Here is a 22751-nt window from a genome sequence, read left to right as displayed (position 1 = left end):
AGAATATATTAGTGGATTATTTACAATTTTTTATGATTATTTTTGACGAAACATAGCAGCTACTAATATAGCTGCTATATTTCTGGTTTCATCAGGTTTTGAAATTTAACTTTAATTAGATAATTCATTCAATATAGTTGAGGTGGCCCCTGCTGGTTCTGTTTTTTCAACGTCATTCATTAGTAGGTTCATATAATGAATATCAAGAAAATGGCCTTGTGCAAATGAACTGAAAATTGAAAAAATAAATGAAATAAATCCTTGAGGATATATGCGGTCATCAATAATAAGCTTAGTAAATGTTACTAATCGCTCCTCTGCGGTGCGTCCATCAGAAGCATTAACGATACCCTGGCAAAAAGTATTAAATAATACAATTATAGCGTTGTCCAGAGATGATGGTCTGCTTTTCTTATAATGGTTGATATAAACTAAAAATAATGGTAAAGAGATGGCCTGTGTAAAAAATGAACATAAACTATTAAAGTTATTAAATGGATTAGAGTGTATTTGAAATATTTTAGTTACTAAAGCGACATGTTTTTCATCATCTGAATTTGCCAATGCAATACAATCCTTGTAGCTTATATGCATAGGAAGATAAGTTTCTACATGAAATTGGAAATTGTTTAACTTAATAGGTAGTGGTAGATGCTCTAAGAGATGGGATGTAAACACTATCGCATTTACTATTTTCATTTCAGAATCTAAAGATTTTATCAAGGCGCTAAAGGTGGCATCAATAATAAAATATGGTGTTTTTGTGAACAGAACATATTTCATAGTAGAATAAACTGATGTGTCTAAAAACTCTTTTACATTTAATAATGTATCTGGCGTATTATCTACCGGAACTGAGTGAACTTCGCAGTAGCCCAGTAAATTATTCAGAGCTTCGCGAATGGATGTTGTTGAACTTTGAATATCTTCTGCGGTTATTCTAAAAAGATGATCATCACGTACACCGATAGATAAATAAGAAGGATCTTCAACTTCAGTTAACCAATTATCAATACAATTTTTAGTCTCATTAGTAATTATTAGTTTATATCTACCTTTGCATAATATTATGTCTGCACGAGTTAAAGCGAAATAAATGATGCCATGAATATCCGTAATGAATTTTTCTGGATGCTCTACTTCTCCTTCAGGGAAAGATAAAGATTTGTTGACTATCTGAGAGGTTAGCAGCTGCAAAATAGATTTTACAGGCTTTCCTTTTTCAAGTTCATTAGCTTTAAGATATAAAGGTACATTCTCACAATTGATAATATGTTCTTCTCTTGATGGAAGATCATATAGAGAAAACTCTTCTTTTATTTTTTGAAAAAATAATTCTGGATCTGAAGGAACTGTAATCCGTTTAATCGGAAAGTTAATGTCTGGTTTTTCAGAAATAATATTCAGTGCATACCTGAATATAACATGATAAGGATTCAATTCTTCGATTATTTTTACTCTATCCATGACATAAACAGCTTCCTCATCTATCGCTAAATTAGCAAGGAGATCCCCATATTCAGTGTGAACAGACAATAGGGCTCCCTGTTCTTGGTTAGGCATTATATCAACAATAACCTTTTCTTCTTCCTCCCCATTACGGCTTAATTTTATAGCTCTGATTATATTATTTGGATATTGTGTGTTTATTTCGTTAGCTTTTTTATTTTTCTGACCGTTTAAAGAGGTAAAATGTATCTTTAAAAGAATAGGGGCAAATTCTTTAGGTGAGTTAATAAATTGTTCGGTAACGATTTTTTCTGAAAAATGGGGGTCTATTTTGTTTGAGATGAGTCCTAATAATGATAAGGCATGAGCATCAAAAGATAAGAAAACGGTTTTCGGTATTCTGTCCAGGATAGTAATGGTTGTAGCTGGAGCAATTTTTAAAGTGCAACGGATCAATAGAATCCAGGGGTATGAGTTAGTATTATTTTTCTTAATGGCTTCTTCCAACGCTATTATTGCCTGAGGCCAACTGTTATATGCAATATCTATTCTGGCCTGAAACATCCATGTGTAGTGATCCCATAATGTTTTATCTATCCTGCTCAGGCATTCTGTTAACGTAGTTAGCTTTTCTGCACGAATTAGTGACTCAAAATAGGCTATAACTAAGCGTGACGGCCATAAATTTTCAGGTAAACGAGGTTCAAGAAGATCACAACACTCCTTAGCAAGATCTAACCAAAGTAGATCATCGCATAAATTAACTAGCCCATTGCCGGAAAGAGATGTTTTATCTTTATGTGCTAATGGGATGAAAATAGAAAGATCTTCTTTGATTCTTTTTTTGTTAATATGATCATTACTATCATTTAATAATAACTTAGCTTTCAGCGATATGAGTTGATAGTTAAAGGGCAAATTGTTAATATAGTCATCTTGTTTTAAATTAGTATTCAGAATAAGCTTCTTTATATTCTCCTTAATATACGATTCTTTTGCTGCGGCCTCTAGCAATACAATCAGGCTGTCTGATGTTAACTCATCATCTTCTTTAATGTCCCGTAAAGTGAGAGTTGTTGTTTTATCAATTGAGAATAGCAAATCCACAAAGTCAGTAACAGATGGGTTAATGGCTGATATTTTATCTTTATATTTAATTATTGTGTGAATAAGCTGATAATGATTTGCTTTAACCAACATAACTAAATTACTTAAAGAGTAAAGCAACCATTTGTTGTCAGGGTGTGTTTCTGTGAATGAGAGCGTATCATTAATACAATTGATTATTTGGTCATAGACGTCTTTATTCAGAGACAGTAAATCTATATGATGATATTTTTCTGTAAGCTCCAATACGGTAACATAATTAAGAAGAATCGAATTTGTAGGTGTTGGTGCTTTTTCAACTAAGAGAGTTGCGAATTTTCTGGCTGATGCTTGATTCTTTACTCGACTGATACCTATAGATATTGCATAAAGTTCATCCACACCAATTAGAGGTCGGTTCCGGTTCCAGAACTCATTGATTTCATCTTCATTTGCAAGGCACTGAAGATAAAACATGAGTGAATATTTTTTCTTTGGCGATTGTGAATATATAGCTATCGCATTTTCATTATTATTGTTTTTGAACTCTATAAGCATAATAACGGAAAACACAATATCCCTTAACTTGTCCGATAAATCATCCTCTCTGGCAAGTGAATACAGTTCATTAAAATCAGAAGGAAAAGTATTTTCTGATGCAAGAATAGCTGTATTTAATACATCTACAAACTGTTTTGCGACAGGTGTGGCAGGTAATTTTTTTATAGTTTCTATAACAGTCTTTGCTGAAGAAATATTATTATCACGGATCATTCTGAAAATATCTTCTGCGATAGGGAATATATTTTCAGGATTAAGGTCTGATGGGTATATAAATTTATTGCCAAGAACAATGTCACCAGAACCGTGATGTGAAGAGTGAAATTCGTTATTCATTTCTGATGACCTTACTCTTAGCTATTAATAATTTTATCACCATGCACAATATCACCATTACCATGATGTGTACTGATATGGGTGATGGTTTGTGGCGCTGTTTTAATTTCCATTAATAGTTTTAGAAACTCAGGGTTGTTATCAATACGAGTTTTTATTGCCTTTCTACTGAGATCATCGTTTATATCCAGTTGAGTGACTTTATCTGCCATTATCTGAGCAATATTATCGTCAACGATCCAGTTTTTGAGAGAATCTTTCAGCCAGGCTGCGCTAATCGTAGCTCCTACCTTTAATCCATCATAAAGTAACCCTGATAGAATGGTACTTGTTAAAAAGTCCATAATCGTTTCTCTATAGTTAAATCATATAGTTAACTATACCTGATGTGCGCGCTTGACTACCAGAGTCTGACGGCATGAAAAGTGCGGTTGAGAGGATTTATTGCCGCCATAAACCAATAGTTGTATTTTTGTCCTGCGTCTGCAAAACCAGGCCTCGGGCTTGACCTCCTGAAATCCTTCACTGACGACACAATGGCGCGCCAGCGTCTTTTTTGTGTCGTGCGCTCTGCTACACCTCAATGGCGGGCCGGGCGTGGGCGTCGCAAGACGCGCCCCTATCCGATGGAACCGGTAAGACCAATTCCGTTCAGTTCACCGCCCGCAAGATTAATCTCTTCGGTGGTGAATAAATATCTACTCATCAGAGACTGCCTTGTGGCTACAACCCTTACCCACGCTCATGCTAATATCTCTGCGCATTTACCCAAGTTTTCCGCTGTTTTTCTTCCGCGTTTTATTTACATTCTCAACCCGGCATTAGCAAGGGAGTAGCGAACGACATATTGGAAGGTCGGACGTAGGTTTCTTGCACGAAATGGACTCTTATTAAGTAAAGGAATGGCACATAGCCACTGAAGGATAGAGAAATGCCAAAGAGAAAGTTCATGCTGGATGCAAAAGTGAGCACAGCGAAACTGTAACGCCCGGTAACGTATCACCCCAAAAGCAAAAACCCAGCCATAGGCTGGGTTCTCTGAATAAGTGGTGCTCGGACTCGGACAAAAACGCCGGGAGCGTTTTTGTACAGCGCGAACCGCGCTGGCCCCGCAGGGGTGAGCCACAGGGAGGTGGCGAACAATCGAACGCCGTTCGATGAAGAGTCCGGAACCCCCAAAAGCAAAAACCCCCGCCAAAGGCGAGGGTTCTCTGAATAAGTGGTGCCCGGACTCGGAATCGAACCAAGGACACGGGGATTTTCAATCCCCTGCTCTACCGACTGAGCTATCCGGGCAACGGGGCGCATTAAACCTGAATCGTCCATGCTCGTCAAACATTTTCACCCAAATCCGCGCCGTCCGCACATTCCCTCAGCAGTTTGCTGCGTTTATGAACGCTTACGCGAAGAAATGGGTCCAGAGCGCTGAAACCGGCATCGAAAGCAGCAGGGCGGGGAGCATATTCACCACCGCAAACATCTTAATGCCGCAAATGCGCAGCCCCGTAGCGAGCAGCAGCAGGCCGCCGGTGGCGGTAAAATCCGCCATCATCGCGGGCGTGGTGAGCGGCAGGATAAACACCGCGCAGTACGCAAGCGTGAGCTGAATCAGCAGCATCGGCACGGCGATAGACGCCACCGCAATGCCGAGCGACGTCGCAAAAATCGTGGCGGTGAAGAAATCGAGAAACGCCTTGGCGATAAGCACGCTGTTATCACCCGTCATCCCCTCGCGCATGGCGCCGAAAATCCCGGTGCCGCTGGCGCAAAACAGAATAATAATGGCGACGAAGTTCTGCACGTAGCTCTCCTGCGCCGGGTTCGCCTTCTTGCCGGGCCGTAGCCGCTGCGCAATATGGCTTGCGTTCTTCACCGCCTTGCTGATGCCGCCTTCCAGGTAACAGAGCTCGCCAATCAGCGCGCCGAGCAGGGTGGAGAGCACCATCACCGGCAGGTTGGCGCACTTCACCACCAGCAAAATGCCAATGCCCATCGACGCCAGCCCAAAGATAGAGGGCATCGAGGTGCGCAGCCGCTCCGGCAGCCGTTGACTCAGCGCCGCGCCGAGCACGCCGCCCAGCAGCACGGCGGCGGCGTTGATAAAAGGCCCTGTTACCATAGCTGTCTCCCACAAACTGTGTAAGCTGTAAGCATAAATCGCATCTGTTTTCCTCGCGTTTCGCCCGCCCGAAACCCCTTGTTACGCATTTTTATGCGAAAAAATGATGAATTTATTCGAAGGGATAAAAATAGTTATTTGAATTTTAAAGGATTACGCTTGCGAGGCAAAATCGCGCTGCGTAAACCTCTTCTTACGGGTTGCCCGTCCCGGCAGAAGGTGCCATTATTGCGCGACTTTTCTTCACAACACGGGGTGCTTTTATGCTGATTATCGCCACAGCTCCTGCTCTGCGAAGCCTTTCGCAGCCGCACGCCCGTTGTTTCTCCCGGCCGTTCTCTACGCTCGCCATGCGGTGAGGTTAACGCACGCTCACTGCAGGACAACAGTAAGACCAGAAACGCTCTGTTTTTACTGATGTCTGGCGGTCGGAGCTGGAACCCAGTCGGACCACGCAAGCCATCTTCGCCGGGATATTCCCGATGCTGTGCCTGAAGGCGCTCACCCCTTTGTTACGGGTTTTTGTGCTTATGAATTCATTAAAAATCGCGGCCAGCCACACTCTGGCGACTGCACTCTCCACACACCGCGAAGTGGTGACGCTGGATAACACCGATTTCACGGACGTAGCGGCCGTGGTGCTCACTGTTGCCGATACGCGCAGCGGCATTCTGGCCCTGCTCAAACGCACCGGGTTTAACCTGCCGGTTTTCGTGCTGACGGAAGAGGGAACGGCAAGCGCGGAAGTGACGGGCGTTATCACCGGCAACGCGCAGGGTTTTCTGGAGCTGGAAGCGGCGGCGGTCGCTTATGAAGAGAACCTGCTGCCGCCATTTTTCGACACGCTCTACCAGTACGTGGAGATGAAAAACAGCACCTTCGCCTGTCCGGGCCACCAGCACGGCGAATTTTTTAAAAAACACCCGGCGGGGCGGCAGTTTTATGATTTCTTCGGCGAGAATCTCTTTCGCGCCGATATGTGCAACGCAGACGTCAAGCTTGGCGACCTGCTCATCCATGAAGGCTCGGCGAAGCACGCGCAGAAGTTCGCAGCGAAAGTCTTTAACGCCGATAAAACCTACTTCGTGCTGAACGGCACGTCGGCGGCGAATAAAGTGGTGACCAATGCGCTGCTGACGCGCGGCGACCTGGTGCTGTTCGACCGCAACAACCATAAGTCGAATCACCACGGCGCGCTGATCCAGGCGGGCGCCACGCCGGTTTATCTGGAGGCGGCGCGCAACCCGTTCGGTTTTATCGGCGGCATCGACGCCCACTGTTTTGATGAAGATTACCTGCGCGAGCGGATCCGCGACGTAGCACCCGATCGCGCCGATCAACCGCGTCCGTTCCGCCTCGCGGTGATCCAGCTCGGCACTTACGACGGCACCGTCTATAACGCGCGTCAGGTGGTGGATAAGCTGGGGCCGCTGTGCGACTACATCCTGTTCGACTCGGCGTGGGTCGGCTACGAGCAGTTCATTCCAATGATGGCCGACTGCTCGCCGCTGCTGCTCACGCTCAACGAGAACGACCCGGGGATCTTTGTCACCCAGTCGGTGCACAAGCAGCAGGCGGGCTTCTCGCAGACGTCGCAAATCCACAAAAAGGATAACCACCTGCGCGGCCAGGCGCGTTTCTGTCCGCATAAGCGGCTGAACAATGCGTTTATGCTGCACGCTTCCACCAGCCCTTTTTATCCGCTGTTCGCCGCACTTGACGTGAACGCCAAAATCCACGAAGGGGAGAGCGGGCGACGCCTGTGGGCGGAATGCGTGGAGAAAGGCATTGAGGCGCGCAAGGCGATTATCGCCAACTGCAAGATGATCAAACCGTTTGTGCCGGAAGAGGTGGCGGGGCGGCCGTGGCAGGATCACCCAACGGAGGTGATAGCCCGCGAGCGCCGCTTCTTTACCTTCGAGCCGAACGCCTCGTGGCACGGCTTTCACGGCTACGCGCGCGAGCAATATATGGTCGACCCGTGCAAGCTGCTGCTGACCACGCCGGGCATCGACGCGGCGACGGGCGAGTACAGCGATTTCGGCGTGCCAGCGGCGATACTTGCCAACTATCTGCGGGAAAACGGCATTGTGCCGGAGAAAGCGGATCTCAACTCGATCCTGTTCCTGCTGACGCCTGCCGAAAGCACCGAAAAGATGGCGCAGCTGGTGGCGATGCTTGCGCAGTTCGAGCGCCACATTGAAGACGACACGCCGCTTGCCGACGTGCTGCCGACCATTTACCAGAAATACCCGGTGCGCTACAAAGGCTACACCCTGCGCCAGCTCTGTCAGGAGATGCACGACCTCTACGTGAGCTTTAACGTGAAGGATCTGCAAAAGGCGATGTTCCGCCGCGAAAGCCTGCCGCCGGTGGTGGTGAACCCGCAGGACGCGAACATTGAGTTTATTCGCGGCAACGTAGAGCTGGTGCGCCTGGCTGAGGCCGAAGGGCGCGTGGCGGCGGAAGGCGCGCTGCCGTATCCGCCGGGCGTGCTCTGCGTGGTGCCGGGCGAAGTGTGGGGCGGCGCGGCGCTGCGCTATTTCCTCGCGCTGGAAGAGGGCGTCAACCTGCTGCCGGGTTTCTCCCCGGAGCTGCAGGGGGTGTACAGCGAAACGGATGCCGACGGCATTAAGCGGTTATATGGGTATATGCTGCGCCAGTGAGTGGGCGCCTTCACGTTAACGGCCTGGCGCTAACTTTTCGTATGACGCTGCGTGGGGCGCCAGAGCCGGCTTGTTGCCCCTCACCCTCACCCTCTCCCCCGGCGGGGAGAGGGGAGCGGCAAGCAAGGTGCGGCAAGCGCGGCGCAGGCCGGTACGCTTTTCCCCCTCTCCCTTCCAGGGAGAGGGCCGGGGTGAGGGTGCAAGCGCATCAACGAAACCGCGAAATAGCGGGTGGCGCTGGCCGAACCGCGCTACGCCACTATCACCCTCTGCCGCGCCGGTAAGATTTCTGCGCGGTATCCACCTTGTAGAGATAACGGCGCGACTCAGCGGACGGATGCCGCGTCGTCAGCATCTGGTAAACCTCGCCCGGGTCCATGTTGTTGATGATCGCCGCCGCCTCAATCTTGTCGCTCGCAAAGGTGCGCAGCACGCTGCCCGCGCCGCCGTTGTAAGCGGTGATAACCGCATAGCGGCGCGATGTCGGGTTGCTGATGTCAGAGAGGTAAACGTTGTTCAGCATCGCCAGGTAGGCGGTGCCGGTGTCGATATTGCTCTCCGGGTCAAACAGGAAGTTGCGGCTCGGCATGCCCCAGCGGCCCTGGGCGCGGAACACATCTTTACCGGCGCTGTGCTGCACCACCTGCATCAGCCCCAGCGCGTCGGAACGGCTGACGGCGTACGGGTTGAAGGACGATTCGGTCTGCATGATAGCGAGAATAAGCGACTCATCCACGCCATATTTGCGCGCCGCTTTGCGCACCATGCCAATATATTTATGCGCACGCTTATCAAGGTGGTTCGGCACCAGGCTAATCGTCACGCTGTAGATAATATGCAGGCCGTTGCTGCGGCTTTTCAGGCGGTTTTGCAGCAGGTAGTCAGCGAAGCTGTTCGCGCGCCCCTGCCAGCGGATCGGCTGACCGGTCTGGTCCACCACCTGGCCATAGAGGAACGGCTGCTTTGAGATCTGAATGTCGTTAACGTCGGAATAGAGATCGATAGAGCCAGGATCGTCGCCCATCAGCAGGGTGGTGACGATCGCCTTGCGCAGACGATCCGCCGGATCGGTGCCGGCGATGGTTTCAACGGTGATCGTTCCTTCGTCGAAGTTAATGTGGCTGCGGGTCTGATATTGATCCGTGTATTTCACGTAATCTTTCGGCCCCGCAATCAGAACCTCGTTAAATCCCCAGATGTTTTCAATGTTATGAGCGAACTGGCCCATCAGAATGTCAAAACCGTTGGTATCCTTAATCCAGGCCTCGTTATAGGCGTTTTCAGCTTTTTTATTACTGGAACAGGAAACTAATAACGGCGCGACCAGAGCAAGCGCGAGTAATTTTTTATTCATTCCTGAAGTGCGTCCTGGCTTAGGCAAAAGGGCCGAAGCCCTTACTGTTTTTCTGGCGGCGTGTAGCCTTCGATATGTACGTCTTTCCCTTCGAACAGGAAGTTCACCATCTCCTGCTCCAGCAGTTTGCGGTGCTCCGGGTTCATCATGTTGAGCTTTTTCTCGTTGATGAGCATGGTCTGCTTCGTCTGCCACTGCGCCCAGGCCTCTTTCGAGATTTCGTTATAGATGCGCTTGCCCAGCTCGCCCGGGTACAGCTGAAAATCCTGGCCTTCGGCCTCGCGTTGCAGGTAAGTGCAAAAAATCGTTCTGCTCATAATGTCCTCTGTTGCGGCGCGACGCGGCTTAAGCCAGCGCCCCGGCGCGTAATTGTTGTAACAGGCGCTCTACAGGCGCCGCCAGCCCGACGGCGGGCGGCTGGGCTAAGTTATACCAGAGACCCGTTCCCTCATCCATGCATGCGCCGCTGCCGGACACGGAAAGCCACATCGGCACGATGTCCAGGTGGAAGTGGCTGAATGTGTGGCGAAAAGCGGTAAGCTGCGTCAGCCCGTGCGCTTCAAGGCCGCGCTCATGCAGCCAGTCGTGCAGCGCCGCTTCGTCGCCAAACTGCGGAAAGCAGAAAAGACCGCCCCACAGCCCGCTTGGCGGACGCTGATTCAGGTAGACCTCATTCTCGTGCTGCATCAGCAGGAAGTAGCCTACCTTCTCCGGCAACTGCTGTTTGGGTTTTTTACCGGGGTATTTCGCCCATGTGCCCTGGGCATACGCCACGCAGCCGTTATTCAGCGGGCAAATCTCGCATTTCGGCTTTGAGCGGGTGCAGACCAGCGCGCCGAGATCCATCATCGCCTGGTTAAAGCGCTCCACTCCCTGGGCCGGGGTCACGGCGTCGCTTATCTCCCACAGGCGCTTTTCCACCTCTTTCCTGCCCGGCCAGCCCTCTACAGCGTAGCAGCGCGCCAGCACGCGTTTGACGTTGCCGTCAAGAATCGGAAAACGCTGACCAAGCGAGAGCGATAAAATCGCGCCCGCCGTGGAGCGGCCCACGCCCGGCAGCGCCGAAACGTCGTCGAAGTTTTCCGGAAACCTGCCGCCGTGCTGTGAAGCCACCTGCTGCGCCGCTTTATGCAGATTGCGGGCGCGGGCGTAGTAGCCAAGCCCGGTCCACAGGTGCAGCACCTCGTCGAGCGGCGCGTTGGCTAAATCGGTCACCGTCGGAAAGCGCGCCATAAAGCGTTCAAAGTAAGGTATTACCGTCGTCACCTGGGTTTGTTGCAGCATCACCTCGGAAAGCCATACTTTGTAAGGCGTTTTTTCCTGCTGCCAGGGAAGGGTTTTGCGCCCGTATTTATCGTACCAGTCGAGCACCTGGCGGGAGAATTGCTGTGGCTGCATCATTAACGCGTGGGGTCCGGCTTAAAAAAGAAGAGGGGCAGATTGCAGCACAGCGCCTGAGGGCTGTAAACAGGAACTTTCCGGCGCTTGCATCGAACCCCTATCTTTGGATAATGCCCGTTTTCCGAACACTAACTCAGACAGATGAATCGCCATGAATAACGACGTCATTTCACCGGAATTTGATGAAAACGGCCGCCCGCTGCGCCGGATTCGCAGCTTTGTCCGCCGCCAGGGACGCCTGACCAAAGGGCAGCAGCACGCGCTGGACCACTACTGGCCGGTGATGGGCGTTGAGTTCAGCGATGAACCGCTCGACTTCGCCGCGCTGTTCGGCCGCGAAGCGCCGGTGACGCTGGAGATTGGCTTCGGCATGGGCGCCTCGCTTGTGGAGATGGCGAAGAGCAATCCGCAGCAGAATTTCCTCGGCATTGAAGTGCATTCGCCGGGCGTCGGCGCCTGCCTGAGCTCCGCCCACGAAGAGGGCGTGGAGAACCTGCGCGTGATGTGTCACGACGCGGTGGAAGTGCTGCACAAAATGATTCCTGACAATTCTCTCGCCATGGTGCAGCTCTTTTTCCCTGACCCATGGCACAAAGCGCGCCATAATAAACGCCGTATCGTTCAGGCGCCGTTTGCGGAGCTGGTGAAAAGCAAGCTCAAGCTCGGCGGCGTGTTCCACATGGCGACCGACTGGGAACCTTATGCGGAACATATGCTCGAAGTGATGTCTTCTCTGGAGGGTTATAAAAACCTTTCCGGGAGCAACGACTACGTACCGCGCCCGGCTTCACGCCCGGTGACCAAATTTGAACAGCGTGGCCATCGTCTTGGCCACGGCGTATGGGACTTAATGTTCGAGAGGGTGAAATAATGGCAAAGCACCGCAGCCGCCGCTTGCGTAAAAAGATGCACATCGACGAATTCCAGGAGCTGGGATTTTCGGTCGCCTGGCGTTTCCCGCAAGGCACCACGGAGGAGCAGATTGATAAAACCGTTGATGATTTCATCAACGAAGTGATTGCGCCCAACGGCCTTGCCTTTGACGGCAGCGGTTACCTCTCCTGGGAAGGGCTGGTCTGCAAAGAGCAGATTGGCAAATGCACCGAAGAAGATCAGGCTATCGTGCGTAACTGGCTTGAAGAGAAAAAGCTTGAAGAGATCCGCTTAAGCGACCTCTTCGACGTGTGGTGGGATTAATGCCGTTTAACGGGTCGGTTTAACCGGCCCGTTTTGTCTTACAGGAGTCACTATGATGCGTAAAGCCCTGCTGGGGGCGTTGCTGATTACCGCAGCGCAGGCCCACGCGGACTACCAGTGCAGCGTCACGCCGCGCGACGACGTGGTGCTAAAACCCCAGACCGTCCAGGTGGTGGGGGAAAACGGCGACCTGCTTATCGGCCCCGACGGCAGCGTAACCTTTAACGGCAAAACGCAAAGCCTGAACGTCGCCCAGCGCCAGCAGGCGCTCGACTACCAGAAACAGCTGCGCGCCACGCTGCCGTGGATTGATGACGGCGCGCGTTCGCGAGTGGAAAAAGGGCGCGTGGCGCTCGATAAAATCATCACCGAGCAGGTGGGCGAGAGCAGCAACATGCGCAACCGCCTGACGCAGCTTGATAAGCAGCTTAAAACGCAGATGAACCGCATCATTGAGCATCGCGCCGACGGCCTGACCTTCCACTATAAAGCCATCGATCAGGTGCGCGCCGACGGCCAGCAGCTGGTGAACCAGGCGATGGGCGGCATCCTGCAGGACAGCATCAACGAGATGGGCGCTAAAGCGGTCATCAAAGGCGGCGGCAACCCGCTGCAGGGCGTGCTGGGAAGCCTGGGCGGCCTGCAAACCGCCATTCAGAATGAATGGAAAAACCAGGAAGCGGATTTCCAGCAGTTCGGCCGCGACGTCTGCAACCGCACTATCCAGCTTGAAGAGCAGCGCCAGGCGCTGGTCGGCAGCCTGAAATAATCTTCAGGGGGCGTTCGCCCCCGCTTTAGCTGAGTTTATCGACCAGCGTTTGCCAGCGAAATGGCGCAAGATCGGCGTAGCGTAGCTGCTGCTGCGCCATTTTATCGACCAACTGCTGCTGCGTTTCCACCGTTCCCCGGCTCATCCAGCCCTCAAGCCCGGCGTCATTCAGCATGCTGACCACTTCGCGCACTTCGGCGGCGCGGCGCGCGCCATGTTCCGCCACGCGGCTAATCAGATAATCCGGCAGGTCGCCGTTCCAGCCAAGCGAAGGGAAGCTTGCATGCAGCGAGGCCAGCACTTCGTTCTCTACGTTATAGCTGCGCGCGGCGCTCAGGCATTCGGTCGTCAGCGCCTCCAGACCTTTTATCATCACGCTGCGACACATTTTGATTGCCGAAACGCGACCAATCTCTTGCGCGCCATACCGGGCGTTCAACCCCAGCGCGTTTAGCTGCGCCGTTAAGGCGTCGCCGTCGCGTCCGCCGATAAGCAGCGGCGTGGCGAGCCGGGCTGGGGGAACCGGCGCCATTACCGCCACGTCGATATAGCGTGCATGCGTAAAGCTTTGCGCGGCGCGGCGCTTGGTATCAGGCGCGACCGAGTTCAGGTCGAGAAAGGTCTGTTGCGCCTGCAACAGCGGCGCGGTCTCCTGCGCCACCTCCAGCGCGGAAGAGGCGGTAACGGTGGAGAAAATCAGCGTGGCGTCGGCCACCGCTTGCGCAAGCGTTGAAGCGGCGTGGACGCCCGCCGCCCGCGCTTTCTCCAGCATCGCTTCGCGTGCTTCCCCGTTAAGCTTTTTGTCCCAGATAACGACGCGGCAGCGGGCCGCCAGGTCACGGGCCAGAATGCCGCCCGCTTCACCAAAACCGATAAAGGCAATCTGCGTCATGATGGTTCCTTATGTTGTCGGCGGCCACACGCTGGCCGGAATAGCCACGCGCCCGTCAAACAGCAGCCGCGCGCTGCGCAGCAGGCCGCTGCCGGTCAGTTCGCCTTGCGCGTTACGACCTATTAGCACGCTGAATTCGCCGCCTGGGTGTTCGACGCTGACGCGTTGCCGCTCGCCCTGCGCCGCTGGCGGGCGATAAAGCCCGGCGGCGACCGTGCCCGGCATAATGCAGGCGGTGGCGACGCTGACCGCGCCAAAGACGCCGATGGAGGCGTGGCAGCGGTGGGGGATAAACGTCCGGCTGGAGATAGCGCCGCCGCTGCGCGGTTCCGCCAGCAGCGTCACTTTTGGCACCGTGCGTTGCGAGACGTCGCCAAGGTTCATCTTCGGCCCTGCCTGTAAGCGGATGGACTCAAGGCGCGCTTTGAGTTCGTGGTCGTTATCCAGCGCTTCGCGGCTCTCATAGCCGCTGCGGCCTACGTCCGCCGCACGCAGCAGGATAACCGGCATGCCGTTATCGATGCAGGTGATCTCCACCCCGTCAACGCGGTCGAGGGGCTGGCCGGTGGGGAAGAGGGCGCCGCAGCTTGAGCCTGCGATATCCAGGAAATTGAGCACTATCTCGCTCGCCGTACCAGGCACGCCGTCGATATGCAGTTCGCCTTCGTACTCCACGCCTTCTGCGCTGGCAGGCACTGACGCCACAGCTATCTGCCCGGTGTTTTCCATGTAAATACGCACGGTGGTGAGCGGCGCGTTTGCCTGTACCAGCCCTTTTTCAATGGCGAAAGGGCCGATGGCGGCGAGCACGTTGCCGCAGTTCTGGCCGTAATCGACCACCGCTTTCTCCACGTTCACCTGGGCGAAGAGATAGTCGACATCCGCATCCGGTCTCGTCGACGGTTTAACGATAGCCACTTTGCTGGTGAGCGGGTCCGCGCCGCCGATGCCGTCAATCTGGCGCGGGTCGGGCGAGCCCATCACCGCCAGCAACACGCGGTCGCGAAGCGCCGGGTCGGCGGGCAAATCCGCCGCCAGAAAGCAGGCCGCTTTGGAGGTGCCGCCCCGCATCAGCAGACAGGGGATGTTGCGCTGCCTCATCTCACTCCTCCACCTCTTCCGGTCGGTCGTAATAACGCAGCCCTTTTTCCGCGAGGCGCGGGCGCATGTTATAGATATCCAGCCCCAGCTCACCGTTGCGCATGCGTTCGCGCTTGCGGGTTTCGTTCTCTTCGCGGGCCAACGCTTTCGTCAGTACCGCTTCGCCTTGCGCGTGAGGAACAATCACCACGCCGTCGTCGTCCGCCACCACAATATCGCCAGGCGTGACCAGTTGATTGCCGCACAGGACCGGCACGTTCACCGAGCCAAGCGTCTCTTTCACCGTGCCCTGGGCGTAAACCGCGCGGGACCAGACGTGAAAGCCCATTTCGCGCAGCGTCTGCGAATCGCGGATGCCGATGTCGCCCACAAGGCCGATGACGCCGCGCGACTGCAACGACGTGGCAAGAAGATCGCCAAAAAAGCCGTCCGTGCAGGGAGAGGTGGGCGCCACGACCAGAATGTCGCCCGGCTGACAAAGCTCCACCGCGACGTGAAACATCCAGTTATCGCCTGGCGTCACCAGCACCGTGACGGCGTTGCCTGCCACGCCGACGCCCTGCTGAATGGGGCGAATTTCCGGGCTGAGCAACCCCTGACGCTCATGCGCCTCATGCACGGTTGCGACGCCAAGCCGCGCGAACTGGCGCAAACTGGCGGCGTCAGTACGAGGAAGCGTGCGGATAGCAATGCCTTTTTTGCCGAGCAGGTTCATGCCAACTCCTCCGTTACGCGTGGGAAAATGCTCATAAAGCCTTCGGCATGCGTGATGACGCGCGAGCCGGTGATGCCGATGTTGCGCTTAGCCTGAACGCCGCGCTGCAGCGCTACGCGGGTGTAGTACTCCCATAAGTGTTCCTGGCCCTGCATGCACTGGATGGCCTGATATTTTTTGTCCCAGACGGAAGTGATATCGAGCAGCACGTCCGGCTTCCAGTTGCATTGCTCGGGCTGATGCGGCTCGAAACAATATACCGGCGGCGCTTCCACTACTTTCTCGCCAGGACGATAGCCTTCCGCCTGGGCGATGATGCGCGCCTCCTGAGCGAGGTTCGAGGCCAGCGGGTGATCGTAGTTGTAAGGGTCCTGCATCGAGTGCGTCAGCACAAAGTGCGGCTGCACGCGGCGGTAAACGTCCACCAGGCGGAACAGCGCTTCTTTGTCGGCGCGCAGCGGGTAATCGCCGAGGTCGAAGAACTCAACGCTCGCGCCAAGAATATCGGCAGCGGCCATCGCCTCTTCGCGGCGGGCGGCTTTTACTTTTTCCTCCGTCATATTGCCTTTGCGCCATAATTTGGCTGACTCGCCTCTTTCGCCAAAAGAAAGGCAGACAATATGCATGTCATAACCCTGCGCATTATGCAGCGCGATAGCGCCGCCCGCGCGCCAGACAAAATCCGCGGAATGGGCGCTAACCACCAGGGCACTTTTTTTCGTAACGGAACTGGACATTGTTTTTTCCTCTGCGCTTTTTTTAAAGCGTGTCACAGCGGCTTTATTTGCGGTAATCATTTTATTTGCGCAGCCTATGATTTTTATTTATGTTCATTACAAATCGGGCTGTCAGAGAAAGGGCGATAATGGAAAGCGAAAAGGGTATTAATTACATTAATATCATGCAGATAAGGTCATTTTGTCAGGTGGCGAAACGGGGTTCGGTATCGCAGGCAGCCAATGATTTATTTCGCACCCAGTCTGCCATTACCCGTTCGATTCGTGATCTCGAGCACGTTTTATCGGTGCCCTTATTTGAGCGCCATTTTAGCGGCATGGTATTAACGGATTACGGAAAATGTATTTTGCCGCGCGCGCAAAAAGCGATTGAGGAATTAAATGAAGTGCCGCTTATTCTGGCGCGGCTAAAAAATAAAGAGAACAAAGAATTTGTTGAGCCGATTTATTTATTTAACGTCCGCCGCTTAGAAATATTTTTACAGCTTTACCATGTTAACCATACCCAGACGGTGGCCCGTCTGCTTGGCATTACCCAGCCAGCCGTCAGCGCCGCGCTCAAAATGCTGGAGAAGGGCAGCGGCGTCGCTTTCTTTCGTCGCAGCCCGGAAGGCGTTATGCCCGGTCAGGCGGCGACGCTTATCTACCCCAACCTCAGCCGCTGCATGAACGAGTTGCAGCACATCTATGCTGATATCGCCGCCCGTCGCGGCGTGCTGGAAGGAACCGTGCGCATCGGCGCGCTGCCGCTTAGCCGGACCCGGTTGCTTCCACAGGCGGTAAGCGCATTTCTTGCTGAGCATCCGGGCATCCAGGTCCTGACTAACGAAAGTCCCTTCGACGCGCTGGTGGCGGAAATGCGCGCCGGCAACATCGACTTTATCATCGGCGCGCTACGTAACGCGGGCCAGGCGTCAGATCTGGCGAATGAAGTGCTGTTTGAAGAGGAGATGGTTATCCTGGCGCGCAACGACCACCCGTTGCACAACGCAGGCGATCTCCGCGCCGGGCTGGCGCAGGCCCGCTGGGTGTTGCCGCGCGCCGGTACGCCTGCGCGGCGAATGCTGGAAGACGCTTTTACGGCGCTGGGCGTCAGCGCGCCTTGTCCGGTGGTGGAAACCGGCGATCTCGCGATGGTGCGCGGCTTGCTGCTGCACTCCGACATGCTGGCGGCCGTCTCAAAAAGCCAGCTTGCCTGGGAGCTGGAAGCGGGCGTGCTGACCCCGTTGCCAGTGACGCTGCCGCAAACCCGTCGTGCTATCGGTCTGACTTTTCGCGCTGGCAGCCTGCCTTCCCCCGCTACCGAAGCGCTGCTGGGTTATGTGCGCCACTGCGCGCGGGCTGAAATATTTCCTTACACACAACCTTAAACACTTCCATTTTGCCTGACGTTCTTGCATCAGGCTTAGAGGCATAACAACACAAAATGGAGTGGGGGAGATGGCAAGATTTATGACGGCAGGGCGCGCGCTCTGTCTTTTTTTGCTGGCTATCGCGGGCCTTAATATGGCTGTGCTGTGGGCGCAAACCCGAAGCGCGGACGAACCGCAGGTCATGTTGCCGGTCATGGACTGTAGCGCGTTAAAAGGCAGTGATTTAAGCCGCATTGGCGGGGCGGGCAGCAAGGTGCTCTCTGCTGAAGAAAAAACATTGAACGACGTGCGTTTTTGCGCGGTAACCAGCCGGCTGGCGCCGGCCATCACCCTTCAGACGTTACTGCCCACAGAGAGCTGGAGCGGCCGCTATTTACAGATTGGCTGCGGTGGGCTGTGCGGCGACATTTCGCTTAACGTGGGGGCGGCGGCAGGTTGCGCGACGCTCGATACCGGCGGTTTTGTGGTGGCGGCGACGGACATGGGCCATACGCGGGATGAAGCGGATTTCGGCAACGACCCGCAAAAGCGTCAGGACTTCGCCTTTCGCGCCCAGCACCTGACGGCGGTCGCTTCAAAAGCGCTTATTCAGCGCTACTACGGCCAGCCGGCGCAGAAATCCTATTTTAACGGCTGCTCAGATGGCGGACGCGAAGCGCTGGTGGAGGCGCAGCGCTATCCGGACGATTTCAACGGCATTATCGCTGGCGCGGCGGCGATGAACTTTCAGGCGCAGAACGCGCTCTATCACGCCTGGCTTGCGGTCTCTAACACCGGTCCGGACGGCAACGCCATTATTACAGCCGACCGGCTGCCGCTTATCCATCGGGCGGTGCTGGCCCAGTGCGACGCGCTGGACGGCGACCGGGACGGGCTCATCAGCACGCCGCACCGCTGCCGTTTCAATCCCCAGGCGCTGCAGTGTAAAAACGACCCGGACAGGCCGCAGGAACAGTGCCTTTCCCGCCAGGAGGTGACAGCGGTTGAGCGTTTTTATCAGGGGCCGGTGGATCCCGTCACAGGCGAGAAGCTGACCATCGGCGGGCCGCTGCCGGGCTCCGAACTCGCCTGGGCGGGCGTGTTTGTGCCGCGCGCCCACGGCGACCCGATCTTCAGCGCCCAGGCGGCGCTTTCGGCGCTGCGTTATATGAGCTTTGAGCACAACCCACCGCCCGGTTTCTCGCTCCACGACCTCTCGTTCACAGCCGCCACGTTCGACAAGCTCCGCCCGCTGCACTCGCTTTACGACGCCACCAGTCCGGATCTTTCCGCGTTTGAACGGGCAGGCGGCAAACTGATCGTCTGGCACGGTCTGGCGGACCCGCACATTTCGCCGCTCAACAGCATCGCTTACCATCAGGCGGTTGGCAGAATGCTTGGCGAGGCGCAGCGCGAGCGCTTCGAGCGTCTCTATCTGTTGCCGGGGGTGTATCACTGTTCTGGCGGTGAAGGACCGAGCCTGGTGGATTTCCTGACGCCGATGATGGACTGGGTGGAGCATGGGCGCCCGCCGGGCGAGGTCCCCGTCTGGCGACCCGCGCCGCAGGAACATAACCGTTTTGGCCAGCCGCAGGGCGGGCCGTCCGGCGGGCGCGAAGAGATGGCGCTGCGGTTGCAGTCTGTACCGCCAGACGCCCCTTCGCGCCCGGTTTACCCGTACCCGCAGATTGCGGTTTACAACGGTCAGGGCGATAAAGCGCAGGCGGGGAACTATCACCCTGAAACGCTGCATGACTTGCCGCCAGGCTACCCGTGGCGCGGCGAGGATTTCTATCAGCCGCCGCCAGGAACCGGCGGGCCTGAGCACGACTAAGCCCTGGTTGCGGATGTAAGCGTTGCGGGCTACGCCGCATTTTAAGGGAAGGCATTGCGCCTTCCCTTTTTTCTTGTGTCTATGCGGCGCAGCCGGATTATGCCGCTTACGACAGCTGGTTTGTTATTGATGTGGATGTGTTGGGGCTTGAGGGCAAACCGCAACGCATTAACATTACGCTGCTTCAGCGAATTGATAACTGGGGCAGGACAGATAAAGCGTACCGCGACCGTAGCCATTTTCTGGCGCAGGCGGCGCGGCGCAAGTTAAAAGCGCGATAACGCGCAAGGCCAGCCTGTGGGCTGGCCTGGTTATCAGGCGGTCGGCGATTTGTCGCCCGCCACCGAGTAAAGCACCTGCTGATTGCGGGTTTGCTGGAATTCCTCCAGCGAAACGCCGCGCATCGCCGCGTAGATATGCAAGTTAGAGACGCCCACCACCGCGCCCATCTTCTCCAGTAAAAAGAAGCTGGCGCCGTAGTGAATCAACCCGCGCCAGTCGCGATCGGCTATCAGCCGGCGCTCTTCTTCCGTAAGCCCTGCCTCCTCAAACAGCGCGTCCGGCGCGGCCCTGAAGCGTTCGCGCCAGGCCGGTTCAATCAGCTTATGCAGGAAGCTGTTGAGGCGAATGGCGTTAAGGCTGCGCTCGTGAGTGAAGGGATAAGTGCCCGGCAGTTTTTCTACGCCGCTGAGCTGGCGCGCGATATGCTCGCGGTGGCGGGAGAGCGTGTCCACTGGCGGCGTGCGCGCATTATTCTCCAGAATCAACGTGGCGATGCCGGTCATCGACGGCAGGTAGTAGTCTCGCCAGGTTTCAGTGACGTTAGCCGAAAGCGCGCCGCGCATAATCAGCCACATAATCACCTCCGAGCCTTCCATGCCGCCAAGCGTGGCGTATTCGGCAAGCGTCATCTCGGCGAGTTTTTCCGGGTCGTTGACGATGAGATCGATAAACTGTGCGTCCCATTCCGTATTGTTGAAACCGCAGCGTTCGCCGTGCACCTGATGGGAAAGCCCGCCGGTCGCCACCAGCGCCACGCTGATATCTTCCGGATAGCTCTCAATAGCGCGGCGCAGCGCCTGACCAAGCTTGTAGCAGCGACGCGCGCTCGGGATAGGGAATTGCAACACGCCCACCTGCAATGGGATAACTTTCGTCGGCCAGCCCGCGTCAAAGGGCAGCAGGGCGGAAAGCGGCGAGAAGAGGCCATGGTCGAGCTTTTTGTTCATAAAAAACGACATATCGAACTCATCCGCCATCAGGCTGGCGCCGATATGTCGCGACAGCGCGGCGTCGCCTTTTACCGGCGGCAGATGGCGCGGGCCGCCCCCTTCGTCCGCCACGCCATATTCGTTATCGATGCCTAACGAAAAAGCGGAGTAGTGGTCGAAAAAAAACGAGGTGACGTGGTCGTTGAAGATATAAACCAGCGCGTCGGGCTTTTTCTCATCCAGCCAGCGGCGCATCGGCTCGAAGCTTTTAAAGATAGGCGCCCAGGCGCTCTCTTCCTGTTTGTTATGGTCAACGGCGAAACCAATCGTCGGGGTATGGGATACGGCGATGCCGCCAATGATACGGGCCATGAGCTTACTCCACTTAGCGGTTATTTAAACTTTGCGACAGGGCGGTGACATCGCCTGGGGTAATGCCGGTCATACGGGTATTGAACTTAAGCATACGATGCAAAAGGATACAGAGCCCGGCAAGCAGGGCGGGCAGCGCCAGCACCAGATAAATTGAAGCGTGGCCCGGCACAGAGAGCATTATCACGCCGCCGAGCGTGGAACTTAAAATCGCGCCGATGCGCCCCATGCCGTGCATCCAGCTTACGCCGGTGGCGCGGATTTCCGTCTGGTAATAGGCGGGCGAATAGGCCTGCAGGCCGTTTTGCGCGCCGTTGATGCACATGCCGCTGATAAAGACCAGCACCGAGAGCATCGCGGAGCCGAAATCCATCATCCCCTGGGTAAAGAGGCACAGGCAGCCCAGGAAATAGGTGACGGCGATAACCACTTTCGCCTGCATGCGGTCCATCAGGCAGCCGACGATAACGCCGCCAATGGGGCCGCCGAGCTGGAACAGTCCGGTAATAATGGCCGCCTGCTGCAGCGAAAAACCGCCGGAGCGCAGAATGGTGGGCAGCCAGCCGTTGAGCAAATAAATTACGAACAGCCCCATAAAATAGGTGAGCCACAACGCCAGGGTGCCGCGCGTGTAGCCGTTGCGAAAAAGCTGCGTCACTTTGCCATGCTTTTTGATTTCCGGCGATTGCAGCGTAAATACGGTGTTCGCCGTGAAGTTGCCGCCAAGGCGATTAAGCGTATCGGCGATAGCGCCGCGCGGCGCTTTGCGCACCACCATATTCATCGCCGACTCCGGCAGTTTCCACATCAGCACCGGCAACAGCAGCAGCGGCACCGCGCCGCCGAAAATCAGCGCTGAATGCCAGCTGTAGTGCGAAAGCAGAAAGGCGGCGATAAACCCGCCGAACCCGGAACCGAAATTAAAACCGCTGTACATCAGCGTGATCATCACTCCCCGGCGGCGCTCCGGCATATATTCTGAAACCAGCGTCACGCAGTTCGGCATCACCGCGCCCAGACCAAGCCCGGTGCAAAAGCGCAGCAGCGCCAGCTCCGCGGGGGAGCGCGCCATCGCGCCCGCCAGGCTAAAGCCTGCAAACATGAGTACGGAGAAAAGAAGAATTTTTTTACGGCCGAAATGGTCGGAGAGGGGGCCGGCAATCAGCGCGCCCAGCGCCACGCCGAACATGGCGGCGCCCAGGATAGGCCCCATCTCCGCACGGCTGATGCCCCAGTCTTCAATGAGCGCCGGAGCGATAAAACCCATCACGGCGGCGTCGTAGCCGTCGAGCATGATGATGACAAAGCAGAGCAGCAGAACGCTCCACTGAAAGCGAGAAACCGGACGGGCGTCGATCCACGCTTTTACGTCAATAACCTCAGATTGACTCATAGGGTGACTTCCTTAAGCAGGCGGTAAGGATGTAGGCGGCTATTGTTGTTGTGAAACCGCCATCCCAACTTAAGGCACCCCGGCAGAGGTGTCCGGCAAAAAACAGTTTTACCCCTATGAGTAATTTTTATTGTGTGACGAAGCTGGCAAAAGAAAGGGGAAGAAATAAGGCGCAATTCAACAAGATTAGCTGGCTGCGCTATGCA

At 54.7% G+C, this 22751-nt stretch carries 18 protein-coding genes, 1 tRNA gene and 1 pseudogene; 7 read left to right on the top strand and 13 right to left on the bottom strand.

What is annotated here, in order from left to right:
* Positions 1–111: 111 nt before the first annotated feature.
* The 4 genes from gapS6b to ACU4F7_RS18705 all read right to left on the bottom strand — a co-directional run bounded on the left by gapS6b (position 112) and on the right by ACU4F7_RS18705 (position 5551).
* A complete protein-coding gene (gapS6b, locus tag ACU4F7_RS18720) occupies positions 112–3432 on the bottom strand; it encodes a GapS6b family protein (RefSeq protein WP_481637535.1) in 3321 nt (1106 codons plus the stop codon).
* A 17-nt stretch (positions 3433–3449) separates the two neighbouring features.
* Positions 3450–3776, bottom strand: coding sequence for a GapS6a family protein (gene gapS6a / locus ACU4F7_RS18715; protein ID WP_481637534.1), 327 nt, complete (start codon positions 3774–3776; stop codon positions 3450–3452).
* Between the two features lie 876 nt (positions 3777–4652).
* Positions 4653–4728, bottom strand: a tRNA-Phe gene (locus ACU4F7_RS18710).
* 103 nt (positions 4729–4831) lie between these two features.
* Positions 4832–5551, bottom strand: a complete 720-nt coding sequence (locus ACU4F7_RS18705; protein ID WP_481637533.1) for a DUF554 domain-containing protein — start codon at positions 5549–5551, stop codon at positions 4832–4834.
* A 530-nt stretch (positions 5552–6081) separates the two neighbouring features.
* On the opposite strand from ACU4F7_RS18705, the gene ACU4F7_RS18700 reads away from it, so the two are divergent.
* Positions 6082–8217: an ornithine decarboxylase gene (locus ACU4F7_RS18700; RefSeq protein ID WP_024556916.1), complete on the top strand. Its 2136-nt coding sequence runs from the start codon at positions 6082–6084 to the stop codon at positions 8215–8217.
* Positions 8218–8479: 262 nt separating this feature from the next.
* On the opposite strand, the gene mltC is transcribed toward ACU4F7_RS18700, so the two are convergent.
* The 3 genes from mltC to mutY are packed head-to-tail and all read right to left on the bottom strand — an operon-like array spanning position 8480 to position 10969.
* On the bottom strand, positions 8480–9571 hold the full coding sequence (gene mltC, locus ACU4F7_RS18695; RefSeq protein WP_029590426.1) for a membrane-bound lytic murein transglycosylase MltC: 1092 nt from the start codon (positions 9569–9571) through the stop codon (positions 8480–8482).
* Between the two features lie 41 nt (positions 9572–9612).
* Positions 9613–9888 carry an oxidative damage protection protein gene (locus tag ACU4F7_RS18690; protein WP_481637532.1) on the bottom strand — a complete coding sequence of 92 codons (276 nt, stop codon included), beginning with the start codon at positions 9886–9888 and terminating at the stop codon, positions 9613–9615.
* 28 nt (positions 9889–9916) lie between these two features.
* Entirely contained in the window at positions 9917–10969 is a 1053-nt protein-coding gene (gene mutY, locus ACU4F7_RS18685) for an A/G-specific adenine glycosylase (protein ID WP_481638753.1), read from the bottom strand.
* Between the two features lie 154 nt (positions 10970–11123).
* Here mutY and trmB point away from each other — a divergent pair, with 154 nt between their 5' ends.
* From trmB to ACU4F7_RS18670, 3 genes are read left to right on the top strand one after another with little or no spacing between them, the layout of a single operon-like run.
* Positions 11124–11843, top strand: coding sequence for a tRNA (guanosine(46)-N7)-methyltransferase TrmB (gene trmB / locus ACU4F7_RS18680; protein WP_024556919.1), 720 nt, complete (start codon positions 11124–11126; stop codon positions 11841–11843).
* Positions 11843–12169, top strand: a complete 327-nt coding sequence (locus ACU4F7_RS18675) for a YggL family protein (RefSeq protein WP_024561221.1) — start codon at positions 11843–11845, stop codon at positions 12167–12169. Before trmB ends, ACU4F7_RS18675 begins: the two co-directional genes overlap by 1 nt.
* 52 nt (positions 12170–12221) lie before the next feature.
* The gene (locus ACU4F7_RS18670; RefSeq protein WP_024556921.1) at positions 12222–12938 is read left to right on the top strand and encodes a YggN family protein; all 717 of its coding nucleotides are present in this window, start codon (positions 12222–12224) and stop codon (positions 12936–12938) included.
* Between the two features lie 25 nt (positions 12939–12963).
* On the opposite strand, the gene ACU4F7_RS18665 is transcribed toward ACU4F7_RS18670, so the two are convergent.
* Genes ACU4F7_RS18665 through galB form a run of 4 tightly spaced genes read right to left on the bottom strand, consistent with a single transcriptional unit; the run spans position 12964 to position 16383 of the window.
* Positions 12964–13830, bottom strand: a complete 867-nt coding sequence (locus ACU4F7_RS18665) for a DUF1932 domain-containing protein (RefSeq protein WP_029590429.1) — start codon at positions 13828–13830, stop codon at positions 12964–12966.
* Positions 13831–13839: 9 nt separating this feature from the next.
* A complete protein-coding gene (locus ACU4F7_RS18660) occupies positions 13840–14931 on the bottom strand; it encodes a 4-oxalomesaconate tautomerase (protein ID WP_029590430.1) in 1092 nt (363 codons plus the stop codon).
* A gap of 1 nt (position 14932) precedes the next feature.
* Positions 14933–15646, bottom strand: a complete 714-nt coding sequence (locus ACU4F7_RS18655; RefSeq protein ID WP_029590431.1) for a 4-carboxy-4-hydroxy-2-oxoadipate aldolase/oxaloacetate decarboxylase — start codon at positions 15644–15646, stop codon at positions 14933–14935.
* Entirely contained in the window at positions 15643–16383 is a 741-nt protein-coding gene (gene galB / locus ACU4F7_RS18650; RefSeq protein WP_481637531.1) for a 4-oxalmesaconate hydratase, read from the bottom strand. Before galB ends, ACU4F7_RS18655 begins: the two co-directional genes overlap by 4 nt.
* Positions 16384–16511: 128 nt before the next feature.
* Here galB and ACU4F7_RS18645 point away from each other — a divergent pair, with 128 nt between their 5' ends.
* From ACU4F7_RS18645 to ACU4F7_RS18635, 3 genes and pseudogenes are all read left to right on the top strand, one after another.
* On the top strand, positions 16512–17753 hold the full coding sequence (locus tag ACU4F7_RS18645; protein ID WP_481637530.1) for a LysR substrate-binding domain-containing protein: 1242 nt from the start codon (positions 16512–16514) through the stop codon (positions 17751–17753).
* 70 nt (positions 17754–17823) lie between these two features.
* Positions 17824–19569, top strand: coding sequence for a tannase/feruloyl esterase family alpha/beta hydrolase (locus ACU4F7_RS18640; RefSeq protein WP_152977067.1), 1746 nt, complete (start codon positions 17824–17826; stop codon positions 19567–19569).
* 80 nt (positions 19570–19649) lie between these two features.
* Positions 19650–19850 (top strand): annotated as a pseudogene (locus ACU4F7_RS18635) (type II toxin-antitoxin system HicB family antitoxin); the annotation flags it as partial.
* Positions 19851–19883: 33 nt separating this feature from the next.
* On the opposite strand, the gene ACU4F7_RS18630 reads toward ACU4F7_RS18635, so the two are convergent.
* Both ACU4F7_RS18630 and ACU4F7_RS18625 read right to left on the bottom strand, forming a co-directional pair.
* Positions 19884–21152 (bottom strand): gallate dioxygenase, encoded by a 1269-nt coding sequence (locus ACU4F7_RS18630; protein WP_481637529.1) that lies wholly within the window; start codon positions 21150–21152, stop codon positions 19884–19886.
* A gap of 13 nt (positions 21153–21165) precedes the next feature.
* Positions 21166–22545: an MFS transporter gene (locus ACU4F7_RS18625; RefSeq protein WP_481637528.1), complete on the bottom strand. Its 1380-nt coding sequence runs from the start codon at positions 22543–22545 to the stop codon at positions 21166–21168.
* Positions 22546–22751: the final 206 nt, after the last annotated feature.

Source organism: Franconibacter pulveris, assembly GCF_056780215.1.
This window is presented reverse-complemented; position numbering and strand designations above follow the sequence as displayed.